The sequence below is a fragment of the Streptomyces luteolus genome (assembly GCF_029968015.1).
Classification (GTDB): domain Bacteria; phylum Actinomycetota; class Actinomycetes; order Streptomycetales; family Streptomycetaceae; genus Streptomyces; species Streptomyces luteolus.
This window is the reverse complement of sequence record NZ_JASCIS010000004.1, coordinates 189,084-212,917: the sequence shown is the minus strand read 5'-3', so window position 1 is coordinate 212,917 and position 23,834 is coordinate 189,084. Positions and strand designations below refer to the sequence as shown.

Here is a 23,834-nt window from a genome sequence, read left to right as displayed (position 1 = left end):
TGGACGGTCAGATCGCGCCCAACTGTCCTCCCTTGACGCCCGCGACGAAAGACGAGAACGCGTCGACGTGGACGGTCAGGGCGGGGCCGGTGGGGTTCTTGGAGTCGCGTACGGGGACAGTGCTGTGTGAGGCGGCGAGGTTAATGGCGACCTCTACGCACTGGCCACCGTTGCCGCTGTATGAGGACTTGACCCAACGAGGGGATTCGGACTTCACGGGGTGCCCTTTCGTACCTGTTCGATCATGGCCACGGACTCCGCTTGGGAGAGTGCTTCAGCCTGTAGCTGATGGTAGGCCGTCAGTATCGGCAGCACGAAAGTACTTTCCCGTTCGAGGTGGCCCCGATGGGCGGATTCGGCGTAGGACATCAGCGAGCGATCCGGCATCGTCAGCACGGTGACGGGCAGGTTGAACGGCCGCCGCGCTCCCATGGCGAACGGTGCGACCTGCAGCACGGTGTTCGGCTGCTCGGCGAACTCAAGCAAGCGCGTGAACTGCTCATCCATGACGGCACGGGTCCCCATCGGTCGACGGATGCACCCTTCGTCAAGTACCGCAAAAATCAGCGGTGACGGCGACCGCTTCAGTGCGGCTTGCCGCGTCGTCACCAGCCCGACTCGCTCCTCGGCCTGCTCGGGGGTAATCGCTTCTCGCCGAACAGTGTCCGCTTCCAGGGCGGTCGCGTACTCCGACGTCTGAAGCAGTCCCGGGATGACGCCCACCTCGTACAGCCGGACCTCCGAGGCTCGCGCCTCATGGGTGACGTACTCCGGAAACCCCTCGATGAGCGCCGTGTGACGCACTGCCTGACTCTGGCGCACGAGCTTGCCGCCAGCGCCTAGCGCCCTATCAGAGCTTGCCGCAAAGCGGGTAGTTGGAGGACGCCGACCAGTTTCGACGGCGGAAATGTGCGTCCCGGAGCACCCCGTGCGCTCCGCCAGCTCGTCCTGAGTCCAGCCCTTCTCGTCTCGTAACCTGCGAAGAAGCAGGCCGAACGCCGCACTTGGCGATTTCTCGGGGTCCAGCTCTTTGCGGTTCGTCATCAAGTCGCCCCACTCTCCGACCAGTTTGCGCAAGTTGAAGATGATCCGACCCTAGGCCACGCTGAAGGCTCCGGTAGTCGAATGACTACAGAGAGGAGCAATTGTGTGCCCAGCCCACATGTCCACTCCCGCCATCGGAACCCTCCTCCTGGACCTCGTACGCGATCAACTCGGCGAATTCCGAGGCGCGTTGGGCGCGCGCTGGTTCCTGCGGCCCGCGCTCGGCGGGAGGGAGTGGGAGGTCGCTCCCGAGAACACCCGGGCCGCCACCCCCGAACAACGCCTACGCATCGCGACCGCCCGGGCGAACGCCCGATCCCGAGGGGAGTTGCTGTGACCACCGAAGCACTCAAGGAGGCGCAGGACGCCCGCGCCGAACTGGACGCGGCCCTCACCGCAGCGGGCATCGTCCTGCCGTCCCTGGACGTCGACCTGATCGCGTACACGGATCAACGACCGTTCGCGCTGGTCGAGTTGGGGCGCTGCAACATCACCACGGCCAGGGCACTCGCCGCTGCTCTGCGTGCGGGGAGCGACCCATGCGCCGACTCTTAACCCGGGCCCGCTCCTGGGCGGCAGCCCTCCGGCGGCGGCCCGGACGGCACAGCGCGAAACACCTCGCCGCGCAGCGGGCCGCCGTACCCGATTCCGAACCCGTATCCCCGTGGGCCCGGCCGTGGACCTCCCCCTCGGCCGCGGACGTACGCGCGATCTTCCGGGACGAGTGGACCCTCTCCTTGCCCGCGCCGCAGCGCGAACGGGTGTGGGCCGCCGCCTTCGCCGAGCTGGGCGTGGACTACGACCACCCCGCCGAACCCCTCGACAGCCTCGTCACCCCCGTACGCGCCGCAGCATGACCTCTCCCCCCAGCCCCATGCAGAAAGTCATGACACACAGTGACATCAAGCGGCCACACAGGCGCCACGGACGCAGCGACCTCGACCCTCACTGTGCGCGGCCCAGCCCCATGAGCACCGAGTACGCGGATTCGGCGCGGCGAGCCGGTGCGGCCTCCGGGTGTGCGTGATCGAGGAAGCTCGGAGTTCCGCCGTGGTGGCGCACTCGGCCGCCGTCCATGAGCGTGACCGTGTCGGCTTCGTCGGCCAGATCGACGATGTCGTGGGTCGACATCAGCACCGGGGTCTTCTCCGTGACCTCCCGCAATACGTCACGGAAGACGGTGCGCTGGTGCGGGTCAAGGCCCGCGGTCGGCTCGTCGAGGAGGATGACGCGGGCGTCGTGAGCCAGAGCGCAGGCGATGCCGACACGGCGGAGCTGCCCACCGGAGAGTCGCGCCGTCTTGTCGCCCTGCTGCTCGCCGAGGCCGACCTGATCGAGGGCTGATCCTGCCCCCGCCCAGGCGTCGGAGCGGTTCTCTCCCTTCAGCCAGGCCACGTATGCCACGTACTCGCGTGCCGTCAACTGCCGGGAACTGGGGACCTTTTGAGGCAGCCAGGCCACATGGCGACGATATTCACGGCTTGTGGACGAGAGCCTCGATCCAGTGAGCAGCACCTTGCCCGCGGTTGGCGCGGCCGTCCCGGCGAGGAGGGCCATCGTGGTGGACTTTCCCGCCCCGTTAGGTCCGAGCAGGATCGTCAGGCCTCGGCCGGGAACCTCGTAGGTGAGGTGGGACAGGACGGGGCGGCTCCAGCGGTGGTACCTGAACGTGACACGGTCGAGCAGCAGGGTCATCGGGCGGTCCTTGGTACGAAACAGATGAGGGAAAGCACCCCGGCCAGGAAGACGGCGGCAGCGCCTGCGGCTGCGTGTACGACACCGGGCTCCTCCGTGACGATCACCCAGGGGTAGGGATCATTGCGGCTGCGCCCGCCGAGAAACATGGCCTGCATCATCCAGAAAGCGGGGAGCAATGTCGCGCGGTGGCCGAGCAATGGCCAGGCGCCCAGGGCGAATCCACAGAACAGCAGGTTGTTCCGCGCGGCCGTCCACAGTTCGTCGGGCCCGAAGATCGCCATCGTCATCGCCACTCCGGTGGCCAAGAGGGCGAATCCGGCCACCAACGCGACGTCTCTCGCGTCGAGACGACGCACCGCGGAACGTTCCACCGAAGGCATCCGCCGCTCCAGGCAGACGACCAGGGCGACGCTGGGGATCAGGCAGAGGAAGTTGCTCAGCTGTGTCGCCATCGTGTGGTCCCCCAGGAATGCGGGGAAAACAAGGACCACATGGAGCGTGAGAACGACACTCACCGCGAAGGCGAGCAGAGCCCCCGGCAGCAGCCCCAGGGCACCTCTCTGACGCAACCACCAGATCACGATGGTTCACCTGCCCGGCAGGCTTGCCGGAGCCGCTCGGCATACCAGGCTTGTTGCTCGTTCGAAGGGAGCTTGTCCACCCTGTCCATCTCGGCAAGGAGCTGCCGCTTCGTCTGTCCCTGGCTGAAGCCATCGGTCTCGCGGGACAGCCAGGCGACATAGTCCCTCTCCACCCCGATGGTGCGGGCGACCCAGAGGGTGTTGTAGTGCAGCGTGTTCCAGTCCGGTTCCTTGCACGGCGTCCCGACCACGGAGATGGCGATCTCCTCTCGAAGGACCGCATCCGCGTTCCCGGGGGTCAGACCGAGCGTCCAGTGCTCACCCTTGACTCCGGGTAGCCGGACGTCAGCCACCCTGCGATCCGTTATACGGCTCGGAGTCCGGTCGATGAGCCCCTTGGCCTCCAGCGTTCCGGTCATCTCGGCGAGTTGCTGCTGAATCTCCCTGATGTGCTCGGAGGCCGCTGTCGGCAGGCAGACTTCGGGTGTCTTCCCCTCACACGTGACCGGTGCAAGCCCCTGGGTGGCCGGAGCCATGGAAGGCCAGTCCATGGCAAGGCCGTAGGCCCCGACGAGGCCGCCGACCGCGATCACGAGAGACGCGGAGACCGAGGTGATCCGGTCGCGGAGCGGAGCAGCCAGCACAACGCACGCGAGTGCCAGGCAGACCGTCGGCAGGACCACCGCCAGGGTCATGGCCGGCGAGTACGTCTCACCGAACCCCACCCAGCCGATGGACCCGCTGACATGGTGCGCCCAGTAGTGGTCAGTCCCCAGCGGGAAACTGATCCCGACGAAGACCACAACAGCCAGCAGTGGCGCGGCGTACAGCGCGTGGAATCGATGCCCGACGACGAACCCGATCACCGCGTGTGCGGTGAGCAGGACGACGACGATCCCCAATAGCTGCAGCACATACCAGTCGGGAGTCGCGCCGACGACCCACAACCCGCCTGCGGCGATGCCTGCCACGAGAAGGAACAAGGCCGACACGGAGATGAGGATCGGCTGGACTGCGACCCGCCAAGTGGGGCGCGCAGCCCCCAAGTCCCAGACACCCAGGGCCCGAAGCCTCGTCGCCTCTACCGCGGTGAGCGCCGCCACGGCAGCAGCGGCCATCGGGACCGGCGCGTGTATCGCGTACGAGGCGGCTTGCGCCGGCCAGGGTACGGGGATGAGCCGGTCGAGATGACGCGTGGTCGTGAGAAAGACGTAGGTGAAGAAGAGGCCCATCACGGGGAAGGCCAGCACTGCGGAATGCGTGCGAAGTGCGGTGGAGATGCGCATGAACCCTCGTAGGGGGAAGTGAGCCGGGCCGCCACACCCTCGGCGCGGCGGCCCCACATTACGACGCCCCCAACCGCCCCAGCGCCTCGTCCGTGAGCCGGTACACCGACCACTCCGACTGCGGGCGCGCGCCCAGCGACTCGTAGAAGGCGATGCTCGGCTCGTTCCAGTCCAGGACCGCCCACTCCAGGCGCTGGTAGCCGCGGGCCGCGCAGATGCGGGCCAGTTCCGCCATCAGCGCCTTGCCGTGGCCGCCGCCGCGGGCCTCGGGGCGTACGTAGAGGTCTTCCATGTAGATGCCGTGCACGCCGCGCCACGTGGAGAAGGTGAGGAACCACAGCGTGAAGCCCACGGCCTCGCCGGACTCGTCCTCCGCGATGTGCGCGTACGCGGCGGGCCGCTCGCCGAAGAGGGCCGTGTGGAGTTGGGCCTCCGTGGCGCGGACCTCGTGCAGGGCCTTCTCGTACTCGGCGAGCTCGCGGATCATCGCGAGGATGGCGGGGACGTCTTCGGGGGTCGCTGTGCGGATCATGCGCGCAGGTTAGCCGGGGCCCCGGGCCCATGGGCGTCAGAGGTATTTCTCCCGCAGCAGCTCCGCGATCGCCAGCTGGTCCGCGTCCAGCTCGTCCTCCTCGTCCTCGACGTTCCACAGCAGGTTCTGCAACGCCCGGCCCATCGTCCAGGACGCCGCTCGGGAGCGGTCCAGGGACAGGGTCTCCGTCAACAGGTCGAAGCGGTACAGGACTTCGGCCGTGTCGAAGCCGTCCGCGCTGTCGGCGAGCTCGTTGAACAGGGCCGGCATCAGGTCGAAGCCCGGGTCCCCGGCGAGCGGCTTGGGGTCGATGGCGAGCCAGGGTTCGCGGTCGGCGGCGAGGATGTTGTCGAAGTGCAGGTCCCAGTGGAGGAGCCGGTCGCCGGGCTCGCCCACCACGTCCCGTACGGCGGACGCGCAGGCCAGGAGCGTCTGGCGGGCCGGGGCGTCCACCAGGGGCGAGCCGAGCGCGCCGGGGACGTCGTCCAGCATGTCCCGCGCGATGTCCCCGAGGTGGCGCAGGCCGGGCGGGGCCTGGACGGCGGTGAGGCGGGCGAGCAGTCCGGCGAGGATGCGGGTGGCCTCGCGGGCGTCGCCCCGCTGGACCAAGGTGGACAAGTGCCGTTGCTCGTCGAGGCGTTCGAGGAGCAGCGTGCCGGTGTCCGGGTCGTGGTCGAGGAGGTGCACGACGCCCGCGCCGTCCCAGGCCCTGAGGCCGACCGGCTCGCCCTCGCTCTCCTCGTCGAGGAGTTGCAGCTTGAGGGCGGCGCGGGTGCCGTCGGCGCGCCGCACCGGCAGGACGAGGGAGGCCATCCCGTACATCGACGGGCCCGTGACGCGCAGCTGCCAGCGGTCCAGGAGGTCGGCGGCGCGGCCAGGCAGCGCCTCGATGAAGGCGCGGCCCGCCTCGCCGTTGTACTTGAGCTGGGTGCGGGTGAGTTCGGCGGGGATCCGGATGTCGGTCCTGTCGGTCCTGTCGGTCCTGTCGGCCCTGTCGGTCCTATCGGTCATGTCGGTCACCGTGCCGATCCTAGGGACGTGGCTCAATCCCCTCATGCCCTTTTCGCCCCTGGTCCGCGCGCGCGGCGCCACCCGCCGGGTGTGGGCGTACGTCCGGAGCGCGCCGGGGACGTACGTGTGGCTGGCCCTGCTGTTCGTGACGACCGTCGCCCTGCGGCAGATGTCGCCCGCGTTCGAGGAGCAGTTCCTGCGGCAGCGGTCCACCAACCTGCACGGGCTTTCCCGGAACCCGGTCCGCGTGCTGATCTCCAGCGCGTTCTGGATCGACGGCGCGACCTGGTGGCCGTACGCCCTGCTCTACAGCGTTTTTCACGCCCCCGCCGAGCGCTGGTTGGGCACGCTGCGCTGGCTCGCGGTGTGCGCGGCCGCGCACGTGCTTGCGACGCTGGTCAGCGAGGGCCTCCTTGCCTGGGCGATCCGGCACGGGCGCGCGCCCGCCTCGGCCGCCGACACCCTCGACGTGGGCGTCAGCTACGCGCTCGCCGGGGTCGTGGCCGTGCTGACCTACCGCCTGCCGGGGCGCTGGCGCGGGCCGTATCTCTTCGCGGTCCTGCTGTTCTACGGGCTGCCGCTCGCCGTGGACCGGACCTTCACGGACGTCGGGCATGCCGTCGCCGTCCTCGTCGGTCTGGGGTGCCGGCCCTTGACGCGTCGGGTACGTTCCCGGCCATGAACGCGCCCCGCGCCCTCGACGGCCACACCCTCAACGGTCACATATCCCACTGGTTCCACGACCACGGCCTGCCCGTGGCCCGCGAGCCCCTCACCGGGGACGCCACCGCCGACGTCTGCGTCGTGGGCGGCGGCTATACCGGTCTGTGGACCGCGTACTACCTGAAGAAGGCCGTGCCCTTCCTGCGGATCACCGTCCTGGAGCAGAAGTTCTGCGGCTACGGCGCTTCCGGGCGCAACGGCGGCTGGCTCTACAACGGCATCGCGGGACGCGACCGGTACGCGAAGCTGCACGGCAAGGACGCCGCCGCCCGGCTCCAGACGGCCATGAACGACACGGTCGCCGAGGTCGTCCGGGTGGCCGAGGAGGAGTCCATCGCGGCGGACGTCCACCGGGGCGGAGTTCTCGAAGTCGCGTACACCCCGGCCCAGTTGCCCCGTCTCCGCGCCTTCCACGAGGACGAGGTGGCGTACGGGGACCGGGAGCGGCTGCTGCTCGGTGCGCGCGAGACCGCCGACCGGATCCAGGTCTCCGGAGCCGTCGGCTCCAGCTGGACCCCGCACGGGGCGCGGCTGCACCCGGCGAAGCTGGTCACCGGGCTCGCTGCGGCCGTCGAGGCGCTCGGCGTCACGATCCACGAGTCGACGCCCGTCACCGAGATCAAGCCCAAACACGCGGTCACGCCGTACGGCACGGTCCGCGCGCCCTACGTGCTGCGCTGCACGGAGGGCTTCACGGCAGCGCTCAAGGGGCTGCGGCGCGAGTGGCTGCCGATGAACTCCTCGATGGTCGTGACCGAGCCGATCCCCGCCGAGCTGTGGAAGTCCATCGGCTGGGAGGGCCGCGAGACCCTCGGCGACATGGCGCACGCCTACATGTACGCGCAGCGCACCGCCGACGACCGAATCGCGCTCGGCGGGCGCGGCGTGCCGTACCGGTACGGGTCCCGCACCGACAACGACGGCCGTACGCAGCCGGGGACCGTGGACGCGCTGCGGTCGCTCCTGGTCCGCTTCTTCCCGGCGTTGGCCCGCACCCGGATCGACCACGCCTGGTCCGGGGTGCTCGGCGTGCCCCGCGACTGGTGCGCCACGGTCACGCTCGACCGGTCGACGGGGCTCGGCTGGGCGGGCGGCTATGTCGGGTCCGGCGTCGCCACGGCCAACCTCGCGGCGCGCACGCTGCGTGATCTGGTCCGGCAGGACTCCGGGCAGGGCGCTTCGACCGAGCTCACCGAGCTGCCCTGGGTGAACCACAAGGTCCGCAAGTGGGAGCCGGAGCCGTTGCGGTGGCTGGGGGTGCAGTCCCTGTACGCGGCGTACCGCACGGCGGACCGGCGGGAGGCGTCCCTCCCGACCACGTCGTCTTCGACGGACCGTCTGGCGGGGTGGGCGGACCGGGTGGCGGGCCGGGGCTGATTTCTCCCCTCCCCGCCCCTTCCCGAAAGCCTGCGGCGCTGTCGTTCGGCTGACCCGCCGTCGTGGCTGGTCGCGCAGTTCCCCGCGCCCCTTTCGGGGCCCCATTCAGCCCCTCCGGCGTTTGAGGAGCGGGGGTCCGGGGGCGGAGCCCCCGAAGCGCCGCAGGCTTTCGGGAAGGGGCGGGGCGGGGAGAAAGTCCTCTGCCGAACGGCAGAGACCCGTATCCCTCCGGAGGAGCACAGCCCGGGGCGCAGCCGCACCGATACTGGGACCCATGCGTGGGCGCAAACTCTGGCGAGCCGGATTCGAAGCAACCGCCGGAGGCATCCTCGTCCTCGGCACCTTCTCCGTCGCGAACAGCCTCGGCGACGCCCTCGCCCCCGACCTCCTCGTCCTGCTCGTCCTCTGCGCCCTCGCCCTCCTCGTCGTACGACGGCGCTACCCGCTCGCGAGCGGGCTCGGGCTCGCCGCGCTGATGGGGGTCGTGCCCGCCGTCGGGCTGCTCACCGGCATCGCCGCGTACACCGCCACCCGGCAGCTGACGGTGGCCCGGCGCCGCACCGTGCTGCTGCTCGCAGGCAGCGTCCTCGCGATCGTCAGCTGCGGGCTCACCGCCCCGTACACCGGCGTCGGCCCGCCCATCTTCGGCGTCGCGCTCGGCGCCGTCCTCGCCGCGACGACCGTGCTCGTACCGGGGCTCGTGGGCGCCGCCGCAGGCCAGCAGGACCGGCTGCTGCTCGCGCTGCGGGAGCGGACCGCCGCCGCCGAGGAGGCCGAGCGGCAGGCCGACAGCGCGTCCCGGATCCACGAACGCTCCCGGATCGCCGCCGAGATGCACGACCTCGTCGGCCACCGGCTCAGCCTCATCTCGCTGCACGCGGGCGGCCTTGAGTTGGCCCTGCGGGAGCAGGCGCCCGACCTTCAGGGCGAGGCCGCCCTGGTGCGCGGCGCCACGCGGGACGCGATGCGCGAGCTGCGCGAAGTCCTCGGCGTGCTCGGCCCGTTGGGGCGCGACACCGGCACCGACGCGCTCACCGACGCCACCGGCACCCGCGCCGACATCGAGGCCCTGGTCGAGGAGTCGCGCGGCGGCGGCGTCCTGGTCGACCTGACCTGGTCGGGACCCGACCTCGACCGCCGCGAGGCCCGGGTGCGCCGCGCCGTGCACCGCGTGGTGCGCGAGTCGCTGACCAACGTGCACCGGTACGCCGCCGGGGCCCGCGTCGACGTGACGGTCACGCACGACGAGCAGCGGGTGCGGATCACAGTGCGCAACGGCGTACCGCCCGCCGGTGCCGCACCCCCGGCCGCGCGCGACGCCGAGCGGATCGGCACCGGGCGCGGGCTGACCGGCCTGCGGGAGCGGGTCGCACTGCTCGGCGGCACCCTTGCGGCGGGCCCGACCCCGCCCGGCGGCTTCGAGGTGGCGGCGGACCTGCCCGCCGAGCCGGAGACGGTCCCGGAGACGGACGCACCGGCGGAACCCGCGTACGCCCACGCACCCGAAGCGGCGTCCGGGCGCGGCCTGCCGGGGATGCAGCGGCGGCTCGCGGACGCGGCGACCGGACTGCTCGGCCTCGCGGGCGTCGGCGTGATGATGCTGTTCGGGATGGTCCTCGTCGACCAGGCCAGGCCCGGCCAGAACTACGAACCCCCGGCGGACCCCCGCCTCGGCATGAGCCGCGACGAGGTGCAGGCCGCCCTGTACGGCGAGGGCGACGAGGCCCGCGCGGCGGCCTTCGGACGCGAACCGCCTCGGCCGAAGTCCGCGACCAGCTGCATGTATCCGTTCACGGGCAACGACCCGAAGCACCGCGAGGAGGGCGAGATGGAGCTCGTCCGCTACTGCTTCACCGGCGACAAGCTCACGGCCATCGACCGGTTCACGGTCCCGCTGGTCACGGAACCGACGGACACCCCCTCACCCACCGCGCCCACTACGTCCACCGAACCCCAGGAGCAGCAGCCATGACCGACCCCGCCCCCGTCCGCGTACTCCTCGCCGACGACGAGGAGATGATCCGGCACGGCGTACGCCTGATCCTGCGGCACGCGGACGGCATCGACGTCGTCGGGGAGGCCGCGAACGGCGCCGAGGCCGTGCGGCTCGCGGCCGAACTCCGGCCGGACGTCGCCCTGGTGGATGTCCGCATGCCGGTGATGGACGGGCTCGCGGCGATCGGGCCGCTGCTCGCCCTGGACCCGGCGCCGCGCGTCGTCATGCTCACCACGTTCGGCGACGAGGACAACGTGACGCGCGCCCTGCACGCCGGCGCCACCGGCTTCCTGCTCAAGGACGTGGGCCCGCAGGAACTCATCAACGCGGTCCGCGCGGCGGCGGCCGGTGACGCGGTCCTCTCGCCCGGCGTCACCGGCACCGTCATCCGCCGGATGCTGCAAGGCGGCACCCGGCCCGGCACGGACGACCGGGCCGCACGCCTCGCGGGCCTCACCGACCGGGAGCGCGAGGTCCTCGTGATGCTCGGACGCGGCCTCGCCAACCTGGAGATCGGTCGGCTGCTCGGCATCGGCGTGGGCACGGTGAAGACCCACGTCGGGTCGATCCTGGAGAAGACGGGCTGCGAGAGCCGCGTGCAGGCGGCGGTCCTGGCCCACCGCTCGGGTCTCGTCGACTGACGCCGACTCCCGTACGAAACAGGGCACTTCTCCCGTACGAAGCAGGGCACTTCTCCCGTACGAAGCAGGGCACTTCTCCCGTACGAAGCAGGGCACTTCTCCCGTACGAAGCAGGGCACGCGAGGTTAACCCAAGGTCCCGCCTCTGCCACAAGTAAGACCCCGAGTCCCTCCCGAGTACTACCCCTCCCCCCTCCGCCCGACTTCCGGCAGGGCCCGTATTCACGCCCTGAGGCCTACGGAACGGCCGCGGCGCACGCCGAGCATGGAGCGAACCCGAAAACGCCCCACGTTCCCAGGAGAGCGCCATGTCCCAGGCCGCCGCCGCGCCCGCCCCGATCCACTCCCCGGCCACCGACGCCGCCGCCCGCGCCACCGGCCTGAGCAAGGTGTACGGCACGGGCGAGACCCGTGTGGTCGCCCTCGACCAAGTGTCCGTGGAGTTCGGGCGCGGCCGGTTCACCGCGATCATGGGGCCGTCCGGCTCCGGCAAGTCGACGCTGATGCACTGCATGGCGGGCCTGGACTCGTTCTCCGCCGGCTCCGCGATGATCGGCGACACCGAGCTGTCCGGCCTCGACGACCGCAGGCTCACCCGGCTCCGCCGCGACAAGGTGGGCTTCGTCTTCCAGGCGTTCAACCTGCTCCCCACGCTCACCGCGTACGAGAACATCACGCTGCCCATGGCCATCGCGGGCCGCCGCCCGGACCACGCGTGGGTCGACGGCGTCGTACGCACCGTGGGGCTCTCGGGCCGACTGAACCACCGGCCCGCGCAGCTGTCCGGCGGTCAGCAGCAGCGCGTCGCCGTGGCCCGCGCGCTCGCGTCCCGGCCGGAGATCGTGTTCGCGGACGAGCCGACCGGCAACCTCGACTCCCGCTCGGGCGCCGAGATCCTGGGCTTTCTGCGGGAATCCGTACGGGAGTTGGGCCAGACCGTCGTGATGGTCACGCACGACCCGGTGGCCGCCGCACACGCCGACCGTGTCGTCTTCCTCGCCGACGGCCGCCTCACCGACGAGCTGCTCGCCCCGACCGCGCAGAGCGTCCTGGACCGGATGCGGCTCTTCGACGCCAAGGGCCGCACGAGCTGAGGGCCGGACGAGCTGAGGGCCGCACGAGCTGAGCCCGCGCCCCGTCACCCGTACGCCTTCAGAACCCGTACGCCTTCGAAACCCGTACGCCTTCGAACCCCTGGACCACCCCCATGCTGCGAACAGCCCTGCGCAACGTCCTCGCGCACAAAGCCCGGCTGATCATGACCGCGCTCGCGGTGATGCTCGGCGTCGCCTTCGTCTCCGGCACGCTCGTCTTCGGCGACACCGTCACGTCCGCGCTCCGCGCCGCCTCCACCAAGAACCTGAAGGACGTCGACGTCTCGGTGGCGGCCGAGTACCTGCCGGGCGACGGCCCGTACGACGAGCACCGCCCCACCGCCCTCGACGGCAAGCTCGCCGACCGCGTCCGCGAGCTGCCCGGCGTCGCCTCCGTGCGGGCCGGGGTGGGCGGCAGCGCCACGCTCGCCGGGAAGGACGGCACGCCCGTCAACGCCGACAACTCCTGGCAGAACCTGGCCGCCAACTACGTACCGGGACCGGACGGCAAGGACCCGCGGCTGCCCCTCGTGAGCGGCCGCGCGCCCTCCGGCAAGGGCGAGTTGGCGCTCGACGCGAAGACCGCCGAGAAGGCCGGCTACCGGATCGGTGACACCGTACGGTTCGCCACGACCGGGCCCGCGCTCACCAAGAAGCTGGTCGGCACCGTCCATACCGACGATCCGCGCGTCACCGCGGGCGGCACCCTCACCGTGTTCGACACCCCCACCGCGCAGGGCCTGTTCCTCACCCCGGGCCACTACGACGAGTTCTCCGTGACCGCCGAGCCCGGCACCGACCAGGCCGCCCTGACCGCGAAGATCAGCACCCTGCTTCCGGAGGAGGGCGCGAGCGCGACCAGCGGGGCCGAGCTGGCGGCGCTCCAGTCCGAGCAGTCGGAGAAGTCCACCGAGTCGATGACCAAGATGCTCCTGGTGTTCGCCGGGATCGCCCTGTTCGTGGGCGTGTTCATCATCGCCAACACGTTCACCATGCTGATCGCCCAGCGCGGCCGCGAGATCGCCCTGATGCGCGCCGTGGGCGCCTCCCGCCGGCAGGTCGTCCGCTCCGTCCTGATCGAGGCGGGGCTGCTCGGACTCGGCGCGTCCGCCGCCGGGTTCGCCCTCGGCCTCGGCATCGCCGCCGGTCTGCGTCCGCTGCTCAATGCGGGCGGCGCGGGCCTGCCGGACGGCCCGCTGGTCGTCGGTCCCGGCGCCCTGCTGTGGTCCCTGATCGTGGGCGTCCTCGTCACCGTCCTCGCCGCCTGGCTGCCGTCCCGCAAGGCCGCGAAGATCGCCCCGGTCGAGGCGCTGTCCACGGTGGACGCGGCAACTCCGGTACGCGGCATGGTCGTACGCAACATCCTCGGCGCGCTGCTCACCGGCGCGGGCGTCGCGGTGATGCTGTACGTGTCGACCCTCGATGACGGCGACGAGACGAACCTGATGATCGCCATGCTGGGCTCGTTCCTCACCCTGACCGGCATGATCGTGCTCGCCCCGCTGCTCTCGCGGCCGCTGGTGTCGCTCGCGGGCCGGGTCACGACGCGGGTGTTCGGCGTGAGCGGCAAGCTCGCCAAGGAGAACGCGCTGCGCAACCCGCGCCGTACCGCCGCGACCGCCTCGGCCCTGATGATCGGCCTGACCCTGATCACCGGCCTGACGGTGGCCGGGCACTCGGTCGACCGGGCCATGAAGCAGGCGGCCGTCCAGGGCCTGACCGCCGACTACTCCCTCTCCAACTCCGCGTATCTGGGCCTGGACCCGAAGCTCGGCGAGAAGGTCGCCGACGTCCCGGGCGTCGCGGCGGCCACCCCCGTCGCCTCGACCGGGGTCACGCTGGACGGGGAGTACGCGATGATCTCCGGCGTCGACCCGGAGCAGCTCGGCAAGGTCGCGTCCCTGACGTTCGACTCCGGCTCGGCCGACGACCTCGGCCCCGGCGAGATCGCGATCTCCACGACCCTCGCCAAGCGCACGGGCCTCGGCGTCGGCGACCGGCTGACCGGCGAATTCACCCCGGACGGCGAGGAGTCGGCGGACCGCAAACGGCTCAAGGTCGTCGGCGTCTACCAGGAGAACCAGGTCGTGGACAGCGCCCTCGCCCGGCTCGACGACGTCCTGCCGTACGCGATGGGCGGCACGTACGACTCCGTCCTCGTCAAGGCCGAACCGGGCAAGGCCACCGGCCTCGACCGCGACCTCCGCGAGGCCCTCGGCAACAGCCCGCTGCTGAAGGTGCAGAGCCAGGAACAGCTCACGAAGGAGGAGTCCGGCGCGATCGACGTGATGCTCAACATGATGTACGGGCTGCTCGGCATGGCCGTCGTCATCGCGGTCCTCGGTGTGATCAACACCCTGGCCATGTCGGTCTTCGAGCGCACCCGCGAGATCGGCATGCTCCGCGCGATCGGCCTCGACCGCAAGGGCGTCCGGCAGATGGTCCGCCTCGAATCGGTGGTGATCTCCGTCTTCGGCGCGCTCCTCGGCATCGGCACGGGCGTCTTCCTCGCCTGGGCGGGCGGCAGCCTCACCGCCGCGGGCCTGCCCGACTACACGACGACCCTGCCGTGGGACCGCCTGTCCCTGTTCCTGGCCCTGGCCCTCGTGATCGGCGTCCTCGCGGCCATCTGGCCGGCCCGCAGGGCGGCTCGCCTGAACATGCTGGGGGCGATCAACGCGCAGTGAGGGCCGCCAAGCCACGCCGGGGGCCCCGCCCCCGGCGTGGCTTGGCGGCCTTGCACAAGGCCCACCCGATGTGAGAGCCCGCGAGGCCTCCCGCTGTCGCCCCCGCCCTGTCACGCTCCCTTCATGGACAAGGACTTGAGCGCGGGCACGGGCACGGGCACGGGCACGGGTGGCCGTGGGGACGGTCGTGGGGACAGTCGTGGGGACAGTCGTGGGGACAGTCGTGGGGACAAGGGCCGGGAATCCCGCTGGGAGAAGGACACGATGACGGTCGAGATCGCCTTCGCCCTGGTCACGGGCGCGGCCCTCGCCGTCCTGGTGTTCGCGGCGGCGACGGCCCTGTTCGACGCGAAGACCGGCGCGATCGCGGGCGCCGTCGCGGGGGTGTGGCGGGTGGTCCGGGTACTCCGGAGGTTCGACCGGTGGCGGGGACTGGGGCGGTAGACCCGGGGGCGGTGGCGGGGACTGGGGCGGTAGACCCGGGGGCGGGGGCGGGGACTGGGGCGGCAGACCCGGGGGCGGTAGCCCCGGGGGCGGAGGCGGGGACTGGGGCGGCAGACCCGGGGGCGGGGGCGGCGGCTGAGGCTGGGGCTGAGGCTCCCTCCGCAGGGCACCGCAATGGCCGAACTGCCCGACGACGCCGGTGACCTTCTCCGCGCAGAGGCGGTTGACCTGGAAAAAAACACCCAGGAGCCGCCCCATGCGCACCCTCGCCCGAGCAGCAGCCGCAGCCCTCACCACCGCCCTGCTCACCCTCGCCCCGACCGCCACCGCTGCCACCGCCCCCACTCCCGCCCCCACTCCCGCTCCCGCCCCCGCCCCCAACCCCCAACTCGTCCAGGCGGCCGACCGGATCATGGCCCTGCCCGTCGAGCGCTTCATGACGGTGGAGCGGACGCCCCCGTTCAACTGGACGACGGACGGCTGCTCCGTGCCGGGCGGCATGGCCCCGTACATGAGGCTCTTCACCCCTGCCTGCACCCAGCACGACTTCGGCTACCGCAACTACGGCTCGCGGGCCGGCACGCTCGCGCTCGACCCGACGCCCGCCCGCAAGGCGGCCATCGACCAGCGCTTCCGGGAGGAGATGCGGCGCATCTGCGACCAGGAACGCCCCGGCCCGATCCGCCACACCGCCTGCTACGGCGCGGCCCACACGTTCTACGACGCGGTCCGGATCGGCGGAGACCGGGCCTTCTACGCGTAGCCCCGCGCGCCCCTCCGCCCCGCCCCGGCCCCCTCAACTCGCCCTGCGGTCACCGTTCTCGTCGCAGGGCAGGGGGGCGTCGGGGTGGTTGGTGCGGTAGTCGCGGGTCGCCTGGCGTTCCGTCTCGGCGATGGCGGTCGGCTCGACGGAGGTGATGCCGCCGAAGGGCCGGTCGACGTCGCGGATGATGCACAGGGTCGTGGTGAGCAGTCCCGTGATCACCACGAGGGCCACGATCTGGGCGCGGTTGTTCCGCCGCGGCAGGCAGACACCGAGAGCGACCACGGTCACGGTCAGCGTGATCAGCAGGAACCAGAGGATGGAGCTGGGGATGCTGGCCGTGGACTGAGTCAGCCGCTCCTCACGCTCCTGCGAGCGCTCGTTGTCCGCGGCGATCAGCATCCCGAAGACCGGCTTGCCCTCCACGGCCCGGAACGTCTTGCGGAGGTCGGTGGACCAGACGCTGGGCGCGGCCGAGCCCTCGCCGTCCGCCATCGCGGGCCATTCCTGGGTGCGTACGGCGCGGGCGTAGCAGACGGAGTCGGCCTGGACCCTGGCCTTCGGCCCGGCGGGCGCGTACTCGGCGAGCTCGACGATCTTGTCCAGGGCCCGCGCCTCCCCCCGGGCCGCCACCTCGGCCTTGCCGTACGAGCCCGAGGCCGTGACCAGGACGAACGCGAGCAGCAGCACGGTCAGCGTCAGCAGCGGCCCGATCAGGTCCTTGACGGCCATCCCCTCGTCCCCGTCGGAGACGAGGCGTGGCCGCAGATAGCGGTTGGCGGCCAGCCCGGCGAGCAGGGCGAGGACAGCGATGACGATGATGAGGATCACGGGCAGCCGCCTTGGGGAACGGTGTCTACGGGGACGCGGCCCCGTCTCCGGGGCCTTGTCGATCTCTCCCAGCGGGGTGCGTACGCGAGAGCGGTGGATGTTTGTTCCCGCACGATCGGGGGACACCGCTTGCTGCACCGGGTCTACGCGCTGCCACGCCCGGCGCCGCGACTTACGGTGGTGAGGCAGGACAAACGGCGGCTTCAGCCCTCAGCCACCCCGGGAGCAGCGATGCGTCCAACCAACCTCACCGCGGAGTCGGCCGACTACGTGAGCGCCCGAGAGGAGCTGCGGCAGGCCGAGATCGAGCTGATGCGCCACCGCGAGCGCGTCGCCGACCTGCGCAGGCGGCTGCCGCCCGGCCCGGTCGTCGAGGACTACGCGTTCGAGGAGGGCCCGGCCTACCTGGAGGCCGGCGACGACCCCGCCCGGACCGTACGCCTGAGTGACCTGTTCACCCGGCCCGGCCGCGACCTCGTCGTCTACCACCTGATGTACGGCAAGAAGCAGACCGAGCCGTGCCCGATGTGCACGATGTGGTGCGACGGCTTCAACGGAGTGGCCCACCATCTCGCGCAGAACGTCGACTTCGCCGTCGTCGCCGCGGCCGCACTGCCCGCACTCCGCGCACACGCCCGCAGCCGCCGGTGGACGAACCTCCGTCTGCTCAGCGCGGGGACCGGCACCTTCAAGTACGACCTGGGCAGTGAGGACGCCGACGGCGAACAGGACTCCACGGTCTCGGTGTTCAGCCGCGACGCCGACGGCTCGGTCCGCCACTTCTACTCGGTGCACCCCCGCCTCTCCGACACCATCGACGAGCGCGGCATCGACCTGCTCAGCCCCGTCTGGCACGTACTCGACGTCACCCGCGGGGGGCGCGGCGACTGGTACGCCGCGCTGAAGTATTAGGGGGCGCCTCCCCACCCTCCCGGTACATCAGAAGGCCCGCGGAGACATCAGCTCCTCGGTCCCGTCGATCACCGCAGTGCAGCGCGGCACCCCCGGCCCCGGCATGACCCGCACCCCGACGGGCCGGGAAGGCTCGTCGGCCAGCTCACCGGAGAGCAGCAGGGGCCGGTGCCCGCGCGACTGCTGCTGATCCGTCACCTTGCCGTCCACCAGCAACTCGGCGATCACCCGGTGACTGTTGTGGACGTTCACGGTCACCGAGTGGCCCGCGAAGTCGAGGTGGAAGTGGTGGTTCCGCGTCATCACACACCTCCCCGGGTGCGGCGTCCGCCCTCGCCCGTGCACGGGGGGCTCCACCTTCAAGAATCACACACGCACGCAAAAAGGCCAGGTCACAGTGGCGTGACCTGGCCTTCCTCAGGAGCCCCCTGTCGGATTCGAACCGACGACCTGCGCATTACAAGACCGAAAGCGTTCATGTCGAGTGGTGCCGGACGATGCCGCCTGGTGACGTTTTCCCTGATCAGACGATGTGCAACAGTTCCCCTCGCGCGGCCTCGTACTGGCTCGTCCAAAGGCGTCTGTCCACCGGCTGTCCACCGGAGCGCGTCTCCGCGCGGCTCTCAGTGCCCCTCTGCTTGCGCTGGTGGCACGGCTGATGCCGATTCCGCGCGCAGTCCGACGTGGTTGTCAGGGTTCAACAATCGCCACACGCGGTCCAGGCGATGCCCGATCGTGTGGCCAGCGTGGGCATCAGCGGGTCACGCCGCATCTGTGCCCGGTGTGTCGCTGTCGGGACGGCATCGCGGGCATGAGTTGACGGTGTGAGGTCCCACAAGATCTTGGCCAGGCCGGCCCAGGACATGCTTGATGTCACCGGGACATGCTGGAGTCGCTACTTCTCGGTGTGGTTGAGGTCGCGTGCCGGGACGGCTCGCTGGTCTACCGGCAGGGCATCAGCGACGGCGTCCCGGGCCCGGTACAGGTCAGCGACCGCCTTCACCTCTGGCAAGGGCTGTCGAAACGGGTCGCGGACATTGCCGCCGCGCACCGCTGCTGCCTGTCCGCCGCAGTACCTGAAACCGAAACTGTCTCACCACCGTCGGTGGAACCATTCGAGCTGGTTGATTCTCCTGCTCGCCGCCACGCCAAGCCGCTGTTCGAGGCAGTGCACGCGGTCTCCGGTACCGGCCGCCCGCTCAGCGCGGTCGCCCGCGAGCTGGGACTGAACCGCCGCACCGTGGCCAAGTACGCACAGGCTGCCTCCTGGCAGGGCTGCGTACGCCGAACCCCGCCCCGCCGGTCCACGCGCCTCGATCCGTACCTGGAGTATCTGCGTCAACGCTGGAAGAAGGCGAGCACACCACGACGGTGCTGCACCAGGAGATCGTCGCCAAGGGCTACCTGGGGCCCTACCAGCGAGTCAAAATGGCCATCGCGCCTCTGCGCCGTGGTCTGCCGATCGACACCCCACGCGAGCGGCCGCTTTCGCCCCGACAGGTCGCCCGCTGGACCACCACCACACCGTCCCGGCGAGGCCTGCATGCCACCGAGGCACTTCGGCGACTCATCTCGCACCGCCCGGAACTGGACCAAGCCCACGACTTCGTACGGCAGTTCGCGGCCATGCTCGACACTCGCGACGCCGCTCCGCTACCGGACTGGCTCGATCACCTCACGGCCTCGAACCTCCCGGCCCTGGCCGACCTCGCCAAGTCCCTCCGCGAGGACCAGGCCGCAGTCGTACAAGGCATCACCACCCCGCTCAACTCCGGCGTCAACGAAGGCCGGATCACGGACCTGAAACTCCAGAAACGGATCACGGCTGGTCGCGCGGGAGTTCGACGGTACGCCGACATCAGGTCACGTGACGCGCCGCGAACACTTCGTGGGCGGCCAGCTTCTCGCGGCCCCCGAGTGCGGTGAGTTCGAGGACCGTGGCCAGTCCGCTGACCCGCGCGCCGCTTCGTTCCACCAGTCGAGCTGCGGCCTCCAAGGTGCCGCCGGTGGCCAGTACGTCGTCAACAACCAGCACGTGTGCGCCTGGAGTGAGTGCACCGGACTGGGTCTCCAGGCGGTCGCTGCCGTATTCGAGTCCGTACTGCACGGAGTCCACAGTCCCCGGCAGTTTGCCGGGTTTGCGGGCGAGTACCAGCGGGGTTCCGGCCCGCTGTGCCACGACGGCGCCCAGGGGAAATCCGCGCGCCTCCAGGGCCAGCACGGAGTCGAACCGCCCCTGGAAGGCCCGGTGCATCGCGGCCGCCGTGTCGCGGACGAGTGTCGCGTCGGCGTAGACGGGGCCGAGGTCCTGGAAGCTCACCCCGGCTGTGGGGAAGTCCGGCACGACCCGGGTGCACGCGGCTATGCGGTCCGCCAGGTCGCCGCCGGGCACCAGGATCCGCGATTCGGTGACGACCGCAGTGACCAGGTCCGACGGAGTCACGTCGAACGCCGGGTTGAAGACCGGCGTCGCCTCAGGGGCCATGCGGCGGCCGCCGTGGTGGGTGACCTCGTCGCTCGCTCGCTCCTCGATCATGATCCCGGAGCCGTCGAGGAGCCTCTCGTCCACAGTGGATTCGGGCGCCACGACCACAAAGGGGATGCCGGCCCGCTGCGCAGCCACGGCGAGCGCATATGTACCGATCTTGTTCGCCACGTCCCCTCGCGTGGTGATCCGGTCGGCGCCCACGACGACGCAGTCCACCAATCCGGAGGCGATGGCCCACGCGCTGGCGGAGTCCACGCACAGGCGATGCGGAATGCCGTCCTCGACCAGTTCCCAGGCCGTCAGTCGCGCACCCTGCAACAGCGGACGGGTCTCGCCGACGATGACCTCCTGCACCTCACCGGAGGCTGCCAGTTCGCGGATGGTACCCAGAGCCGTGCCCCATGCCGTGGTGGCGAGGCGCCCGGTGTTGCAGTGCGTCAAGATGCGCAGCGGGCCCTTGCCGCACTGCTGTCGCAGCAGGTCCGCCGCTCTTCGAGAGGCGGCGCGGTGGGTGCGCTCGTCCCCGTCGAGCATGGCGAGCGCCTCGTCGAGTACTGCGTCCGCGCCCTGAGGAAGCCGGAAGAGCGCCCGCTCGACTGCCCAGGTGAGGTTGACGGCGGTCGGCCGGGCCGTGGCGATGCGCTTGGCATCCGCCAGTACGGCGGTCTCGTCCAACCTGCCGTCCACGGTGTGGAGCCGAGCGGCGAGAGCCACGCCGAGCGCGCCGGCCACGCCGATGGCCGGCGCGCCCCGTATCGCCAAGGTGGCTATGGCTTCGATGAGTTCGTCGATCGTCGTCAGTCGCAGCGTGCGGTGTTCGTCGGGCAGAGCACGCTGATCGAGCGTCCGGATGGCGCCGTCGTCCCAGGTGATGGACCGTTCCACGGAGGTGAGTCCTTTCGACCGCGTTGTCAGGCACTGAACATGTCGAGGGAGAGCCCGCGCCCGTGGGAGGGCGCGACCGTGAGTTCGGGGTCGGCGTTGAGGATCGCCGTCTGGATCTCGCGCAGCCGCGGAGAGGGCTCAATGCCCAGCTCCGTCCTGAGTCGCCCCCTCAGCGCGTGGTAGACGCCGAGCGCCCGCGCCGCTCGCCCGGACCGGTAGAGAGCGAGCATGTATTGCGCGTGGAAGTTCTCGTATGTGGGGTACTCGGCTGTCAATTGGCCGAGTTCAGCAAGGAGTTCGTGGTGCAGGCCGAGGCGCAGCTCGGCTTCTATGCACTGATCGGTGAGGGTCAGGCGCTGCTCTTCCAGACCGGTGACGCGCGCACGGAGGTAGGGGCCCAGGTTGATGTCGGAGAGCGTGGGGCCACGCCACAGTCGGATGGCCGCACGCAGGGCGGTGCTGACTGCCCGGTCGTCTCCCACGGCTGCGGCGTCGCGGGACGCGGCAACGTTGTCTTCGAGGCGGCTGAGGTCGAAGTCTTCCTTTTCAGCACGCAGGACGTACGCACGGTGCGCGGTGCTCAATACCCGCTTGGCCCGCTCCTGTGAACCGATAAGGGGGGAAGCGGCCAGCGTCTGCCTGATGTGCAGCACACGCGTGTGGAGGCTCTGAATGGCGCTGCGTGGGCTCCTCGGCCCCCACAGCTCCTCCAGGCACATCGCCACCGAGACCGGGGCGCCGTTGCGCAGCAGGAAAAGGGCTAAGAGTTGACGCGTCTTGGGTGCCGAGGGAAGCAGGCAGACCCCTTCATCGCTTACTTCAAGGGGGCCGAGAATATTAACTATCACGCAGTCTCCTCAGGGTGGACAACAGGGCCGCACCCTCCGAAGGATTCTTCCCCAACATCCGAGCAAGCTCAATCAGCATATTCACCACGGCCTCCATGGTCAATAAATTGATTGCGCCACACCATGCTCGGGGTCCGATAGGTGGAGTATGCCTGAATTAATCCGCGCTGAAATTCCACCTAGCGAAAAGGGTGTCGAAGTAGCGGGTGAGTGGATATCAGGCCTGCGGCGGGGCCAATGTGGGAGGTCGCCCATCGGCCACGCGTGGCCCGATTCCGTCACTCCTGGACAGCGTGCAAGCCGTAGAGGCCACGTGCCAAAGTTCGTCAATTCCCCGTCGGGGCTGACCTTTTCAAGGTAAGATGCCCGACCGCTGTGCGGTTGCTTCGCCGACACCTCGACCGTCTGCCTCGCGGGGGTCCGCGTATGCCATGTTCCTGCGACGTGTATTCCGCGGAACCGGCCTCACCCCGTGCCGGATCGCATTACCCTCGTTTATGCCATGCGCCACGTCCATGACGAACCGGAAGATAACACGGAGAAAATTCCGCACCACATTCCCCTCCTCAGAAGTTGCGGGATGCCTTGCAGTCCTTGCGTGCAGCGCCCGAACAGGCCGGAACGCCGACCAGAATGGACGGCCGGTCATGGTGTCAGCCGCGTATTCCCGAGCGGCGGCTGCCTTCTTCGCTGGTTACAGAATCGGGTACGGAATCCGCGCTGCATCCGCCCTCAAGGACGACTGGACGCGTCTCCTTGACGGGCCTTGCGAACAGCGTCAGGAGGGCGATGCCGGCGGTCAGCAGGAAGGCCGCGCTCATGCTGAAGCGGTCGGCGAAGGCGCCCAGTGCGGCAGGGCCGATGATGGTGCCGATGCCGAGGAAGAACACGGTCGAGCTGAAGCCGGTGGACGGCTTCTCGGGGAACACTTTGTAACTCCAGACGGCCAGCAGTCCCGAACCGGCCATGAAGGCAGGGCCGTACAGCACGGCCGAGGTCACCACCACCGGGATCGTCCCCGGCGCCACCCCCAGGAGCGCGATGGCCACGGCCATCGAAAGGAACAGCAGCGCCTGTGTCCGGCGCTGTCCCAGACGCTCCATCAGGTTTCCGGTGAACACCCCCGCGGTCCCGGCGAGGCCCATTAGGGTCCAGAAGAGCGGCCCGGTGGGATCGTCCTCGGCGAAGTTCTGCGAGACAGCGTCCACGGCGAAGGTCCAGTAGACCGCTCCGATCAGGCCGTACACCAGGGCAGTGGAGTACAGCGGAATGGCAGGCCGGCGGGCGAACCAGCGCAGACCGAGGCGCTGTTGACGCGCCACCGGGGGCTGCCGGTGCGGTCCGCCGGGCAGAATGCGGGCGTTGTAAAGGGTCACCGCAAGCGCTGCCGCGGCGAAGGCCGTCCATGCGTACTGCCAGGCGGGCCCCTTGGCGACGACGGCCAGCGGCCCGGCAATGATCACGGCGAAGGCCGTGCCGCTGGGGATCAGCGCCATGACGCGTTCGCGCTGCCGTTCCGGAACCATCCGGTCCACCGCGTCGGAATAGGGTGCCCAGGCGAACCCTGGGCTCAGGCCGGCCATGACGAGGCCGATCACCAGCATGCCCGTTCCCTGGGCGTATGCCACAAGGAGCATGCCGCCCGCGGCTGACAGCCCTCCGGCGATGACCAGAGGCCGCGGGCCGAATTTCCCCGAGAGGGCACCGACGAGCATCAGGGCGGCCAGATAGCTGACGTACGTGGCACTGCCGATCGCTCCCACAAGGGAGACCGACAGCTGGAACTGGTCGCGTATCTCGGGCAGGAAGAGGCCGTATCCGTAGCGGGCGAACCCGAAGGTCACCCCCTGAGCCGCGACTCCGGCGATACCGACTTTCCACGCGACGGAAAGTCGCGGATTGCGCTTGGTCATTGCGGGTTGGGCCTTCCCTGAAGAGGCTGCGTTGATCCGGCGCACCTCACACCGCGACGCGGCTCGTCGGAGCGGCGCACC

At 70.3% G+C, this 23,834-nt stretch carries 24 protein-coding genes and 1 pseudogene; 13 read left to right on the top strand and 12 right to left on the bottom strand.

Annotation, left to right across the window (positions count from 1 at the left end):
* Positions 1 to 7: 7 nt before the first annotated feature.
* The gene (locus QIT00_RS05630) at positions 8 to 217 is read right to left on the bottom strand and encodes a DUF397 domain-containing protein (protein ID WP_282533967.1); all 210 of its coding nucleotides are present in this window, start codon (positions 215 to 217) and stop codon (positions 8 to 10) included.
* Complete coding sequence (locus QIT00_RS05625) at positions 214 to 1,044, bottom strand: helix-turn-helix domain-containing protein (protein WP_282534034.1); 831 nt, start codon at positions 1,042 to 1,044, stop codon at positions 214 to 216. The genes QIT00_RS05630 and QIT00_RS05625 overlap by 4 nt, the downstream gene beginning before the upstream one ends.
* A 118-nt stretch (positions 1,045 to 1,162) precedes the next feature.
* Between QIT00_RS05625 and QIT00_RS05620 the strand changes: the two genes are divergently transcribed.
* From QIT00_RS05620 to QIT00_RS05610, 3 genes are read left to right on the top strand one after another with little or no spacing between them, the layout of a single operon-like run.
* Positions 1,163 to 1,381, top strand: a complete 219-nt coding sequence (locus QIT00_RS05620; protein ID WP_282533966.1) for a hypothetical protein — start codon at positions 1,163 to 1,165, stop codon at positions 1,379 to 1,381.
* A complete protein-coding gene (locus QIT00_RS05615; RefSeq protein ID WP_282533965.1) occupies positions 1,378 to 1,599 on the top strand; it encodes a hypothetical protein in 222 nt (73 codons plus the stop codon). Before QIT00_RS05620 ends, QIT00_RS05615 begins: the two co-directional genes overlap by 4 nt.
* A complete protein-coding gene (locus QIT00_RS05610; RefSeq protein ID WP_282533964.1) occupies positions 1,584 to 1,901 on the top strand; it encodes a hypothetical protein in 318 nt (105 codons plus the stop codon). The genes QIT00_RS05615 and QIT00_RS05610 overlap by 16 nt, the downstream gene beginning before the upstream one ends.
* Positions 1,902 to 1,989: 88 nt before the next feature.
* On the opposite strand, the gene QIT00_RS05605 is transcribed toward QIT00_RS05610, so the two are convergent.
* Genes QIT00_RS05605 through QIT00_RS05585 form a run of 5 tightly spaced genes read right to left on the bottom strand, consistent with a single transcriptional unit; the run spans position 1,990 to position 6,152 of the window.
* Positions 1,990 to 2,739, bottom strand: a complete 750-nt coding sequence (locus tag QIT00_RS05605) for an ATP-binding cassette domain-containing protein (RefSeq protein ID WP_282533963.1) — start codon at positions 2,737 to 2,739, stop codon at positions 1,990 to 1,992.
* Positions 2,736 to 3,323, bottom strand: a complete 588-nt coding sequence (locus tag QIT00_RS05600; RefSeq protein WP_282533962.1) for a hypothetical protein — start codon at positions 3,321 to 3,323, stop codon at positions 2,736 to 2,738. The genes QIT00_RS05605 and QIT00_RS05600 overlap by 4 nt, the downstream gene beginning before the upstream one ends.
* Positions 3,320 to 4,609: a DUF7224 domain-containing protein gene (locus tag QIT00_RS05595; protein WP_282533961.1), complete on the bottom strand. Its 1,290-nt coding sequence runs from the start codon at positions 4,607 to 4,609 to the stop codon at positions 3,320 to 3,322. The genes QIT00_RS05600 and QIT00_RS05595 overlap by 4 nt, the downstream gene beginning before the upstream one ends.
* A 58-nt stretch (positions 4,610 to 4,667) precedes the next feature.
* Positions 4,668 to 5,141, bottom strand: a complete 474-nt coding sequence (locus QIT00_RS05590) for a GNAT family N-acetyltransferase (protein WP_282533960.1) — start codon at positions 5,139 to 5,141, stop codon at positions 4,668 to 4,670.
* Positions 5,142 to 5,177: 36 nt separating this feature from the next.
* Positions 5,178 to 6,152: an aminoglycoside phosphotransferase family protein gene (locus QIT00_RS05585; protein WP_282533959.1), complete on the bottom strand. Its 975-nt coding sequence runs from the start codon at positions 6,150 to 6,152 to the stop codon at positions 5,178 to 5,180.
* Positions 6,153 to 6,195: 43 nt separating this feature from the next.
* Between QIT00_RS05585 and QIT00_RS05580 the strand changes: the two genes are divergently transcribed.
* The 8 genes and pseudogenes from QIT00_RS05580 to QIT00_RS05545 all read left to right on the top strand — a co-directional run bounded on the left by QIT00_RS05580 (position 6,196) and on the right by QIT00_RS05545 (position 15,876).
* A complete protein-coding gene (locus tag QIT00_RS05580; RefSeq protein ID WP_282533958.1) occupies positions 6,196 to 6,834 on the top strand; it encodes a rhomboid-like protein in 639 nt (212 codons plus the stop codon).
* On the top strand, positions 6,831 to 8,252 hold the full coding sequence (locus QIT00_RS05575) for an NAD(P)/FAD-dependent oxidoreductase (protein ID WP_282533957.1): 1,422 nt from the start codon (positions 6,831 to 6,833) through the stop codon (positions 8,250 to 8,252). The genes QIT00_RS05580 and QIT00_RS05575 overlap by 4 nt, the downstream gene beginning before the upstream one ends.
* A 274-nt stretch (positions 8,253 to 8,526) precedes the next feature.
* Positions 8,527 to 10,224: a sensor histidine kinase gene (locus QIT00_RS05570; protein WP_282533956.1), complete on the top strand. Its 1,698-nt coding sequence runs from the start codon at positions 8,527 to 8,529 to the stop codon at positions 10,222 to 10,224.
* A complete protein-coding gene (locus QIT00_RS05565) occupies positions 10,221 to 10,889 on the top strand; it encodes a response regulator (RefSeq protein ID WP_282533955.1) in 669 nt (222 codons plus the stop codon). Before QIT00_RS05570 ends, QIT00_RS05565 begins: the two co-directional genes overlap by 4 nt.
* A gap of 307 nt (positions 10,890 to 11,196) precedes the next feature.
* Positions 11,197 to 11,982, top strand: a complete 786-nt coding sequence (locus QIT00_RS05560) for an ABC transporter ATP-binding protein (RefSeq protein ID WP_282533954.1) — start codon at positions 11,197 to 11,199, stop codon at positions 11,980 to 11,982.
* 113 nt (positions 11,983 to 12,095) lie between these two features.
* Positions 12,096 to 14,669, top strand: a complete 2,574-nt coding sequence (locus QIT00_RS05555; protein WP_282533953.1) for an ABC transporter permease — start codon at positions 12,096 to 12,098, stop codon at positions 14,667 to 14,669.
* Between the two features lie 228 nt (positions 14,670 to 14,897).
* Positions 14,898 to 15,113: pseudogene (locus tag QIT00_RS05550) on the top strand (DUF6332 family protein); the annotation flags it as partial.
* A gap of 256 nt (positions 15,114 to 15,369) precedes the next feature.
* Positions 15,370 to 15,876, top strand: coding sequence for a phospholipase A2 (locus QIT00_RS05545; RefSeq protein ID WP_282533952.1), 507 nt, complete (start codon positions 15,370 to 15,372; stop codon positions 15,874 to 15,876).
* A gap of 33 nt (positions 15,877 to 15,909) precedes the next feature.
* Here the strand turns inward: QIT00_RS05545 and QIT00_RS05540 are convergent, their stop codons facing one another.
* Entirely contained in the window at positions 15,910 to 16,707 is a 798-nt protein-coding gene (locus QIT00_RS05540) for a bestrophin-like domain (protein ID WP_282533951.1), read from the bottom strand.
* A 231-nt stretch (positions 16,708 to 16,938) separates the two neighbouring features.
* On the opposite strand from QIT00_RS05540, the gene QIT00_RS05535 reads away from it, so the two are divergent.
* Positions 16,939 to 17,619, top strand: coding sequence for a DUF899 family protein (locus QIT00_RS05535; RefSeq protein ID WP_282533950.1), 681 nt, complete (start codon positions 16,939 to 16,941; stop codon positions 17,617 to 17,619).
* A gap of 27 nt (positions 17,620 to 17,646) precedes the next feature.
* Here QIT00_RS05535 and QIT00_RS05530 read toward each other — a convergent pair whose 3' ends face one another.
* On the bottom strand, positions 17,647 to 17,922 hold the full coding sequence (locus tag QIT00_RS05530) for a hypothetical protein (protein WP_282533949.1): 276 nt from the start codon (positions 17,920 to 17,922) through the stop codon (positions 17,647 to 17,649).
* A 1,068-nt stretch (positions 17,923 to 18,990) separates the two neighbouring features.
* Between QIT00_RS05530 and QIT00_RS05525 the strand changes: the two genes are divergently transcribed.
* A complete protein-coding gene (locus QIT00_RS05525) occupies positions 18,991 to 19,545 on the top strand; it encodes a transposase (RefSeq protein ID WP_282533948.1) in 555 nt (184 codons plus the stop codon).
* Here the strand turns inward: QIT00_RS05525 and mtnA are convergent.
* From mtnA to QIT00_RS05510, 3 genes are all read right to left on the bottom strand, one after another.
* Positions 19,478 to 20,992, bottom strand: coding sequence for an S-methyl-5-thioribose-1-phosphate isomerase (gene mtnA / locus QIT00_RS05520; RefSeq protein WP_282533947.1), 1,515 nt, complete (start codon positions 20,990 to 20,992; stop codon positions 19,478 to 19,480). The genes QIT00_RS05525 and mtnA overlap by 68 nt on opposite strands.
* 26 nt (positions 20,993 to 21,018) lie before the next feature.
* Positions 21,019 to 21,840, bottom strand: a complete 822-nt coding sequence (locus QIT00_RS05515) for an AfsR/SARP family transcriptional regulator (RefSeq protein ID WP_282533946.1) — start codon at positions 21,838 to 21,840, stop codon at positions 21,019 to 21,021.
* A gap of 653 nt (positions 21,841 to 22,493) precedes the next feature.
* Positions 22,494 to 23,753: an MFS transporter gene (locus QIT00_RS05510; RefSeq protein ID WP_282533945.1), complete on the bottom strand. Its 1,260-nt coding sequence runs from the start codon at positions 23,751 to 23,753 to the stop codon at positions 22,494 to 22,496.
* Positions 23,754 to 23,834: the final 81 nt, after the last annotated feature.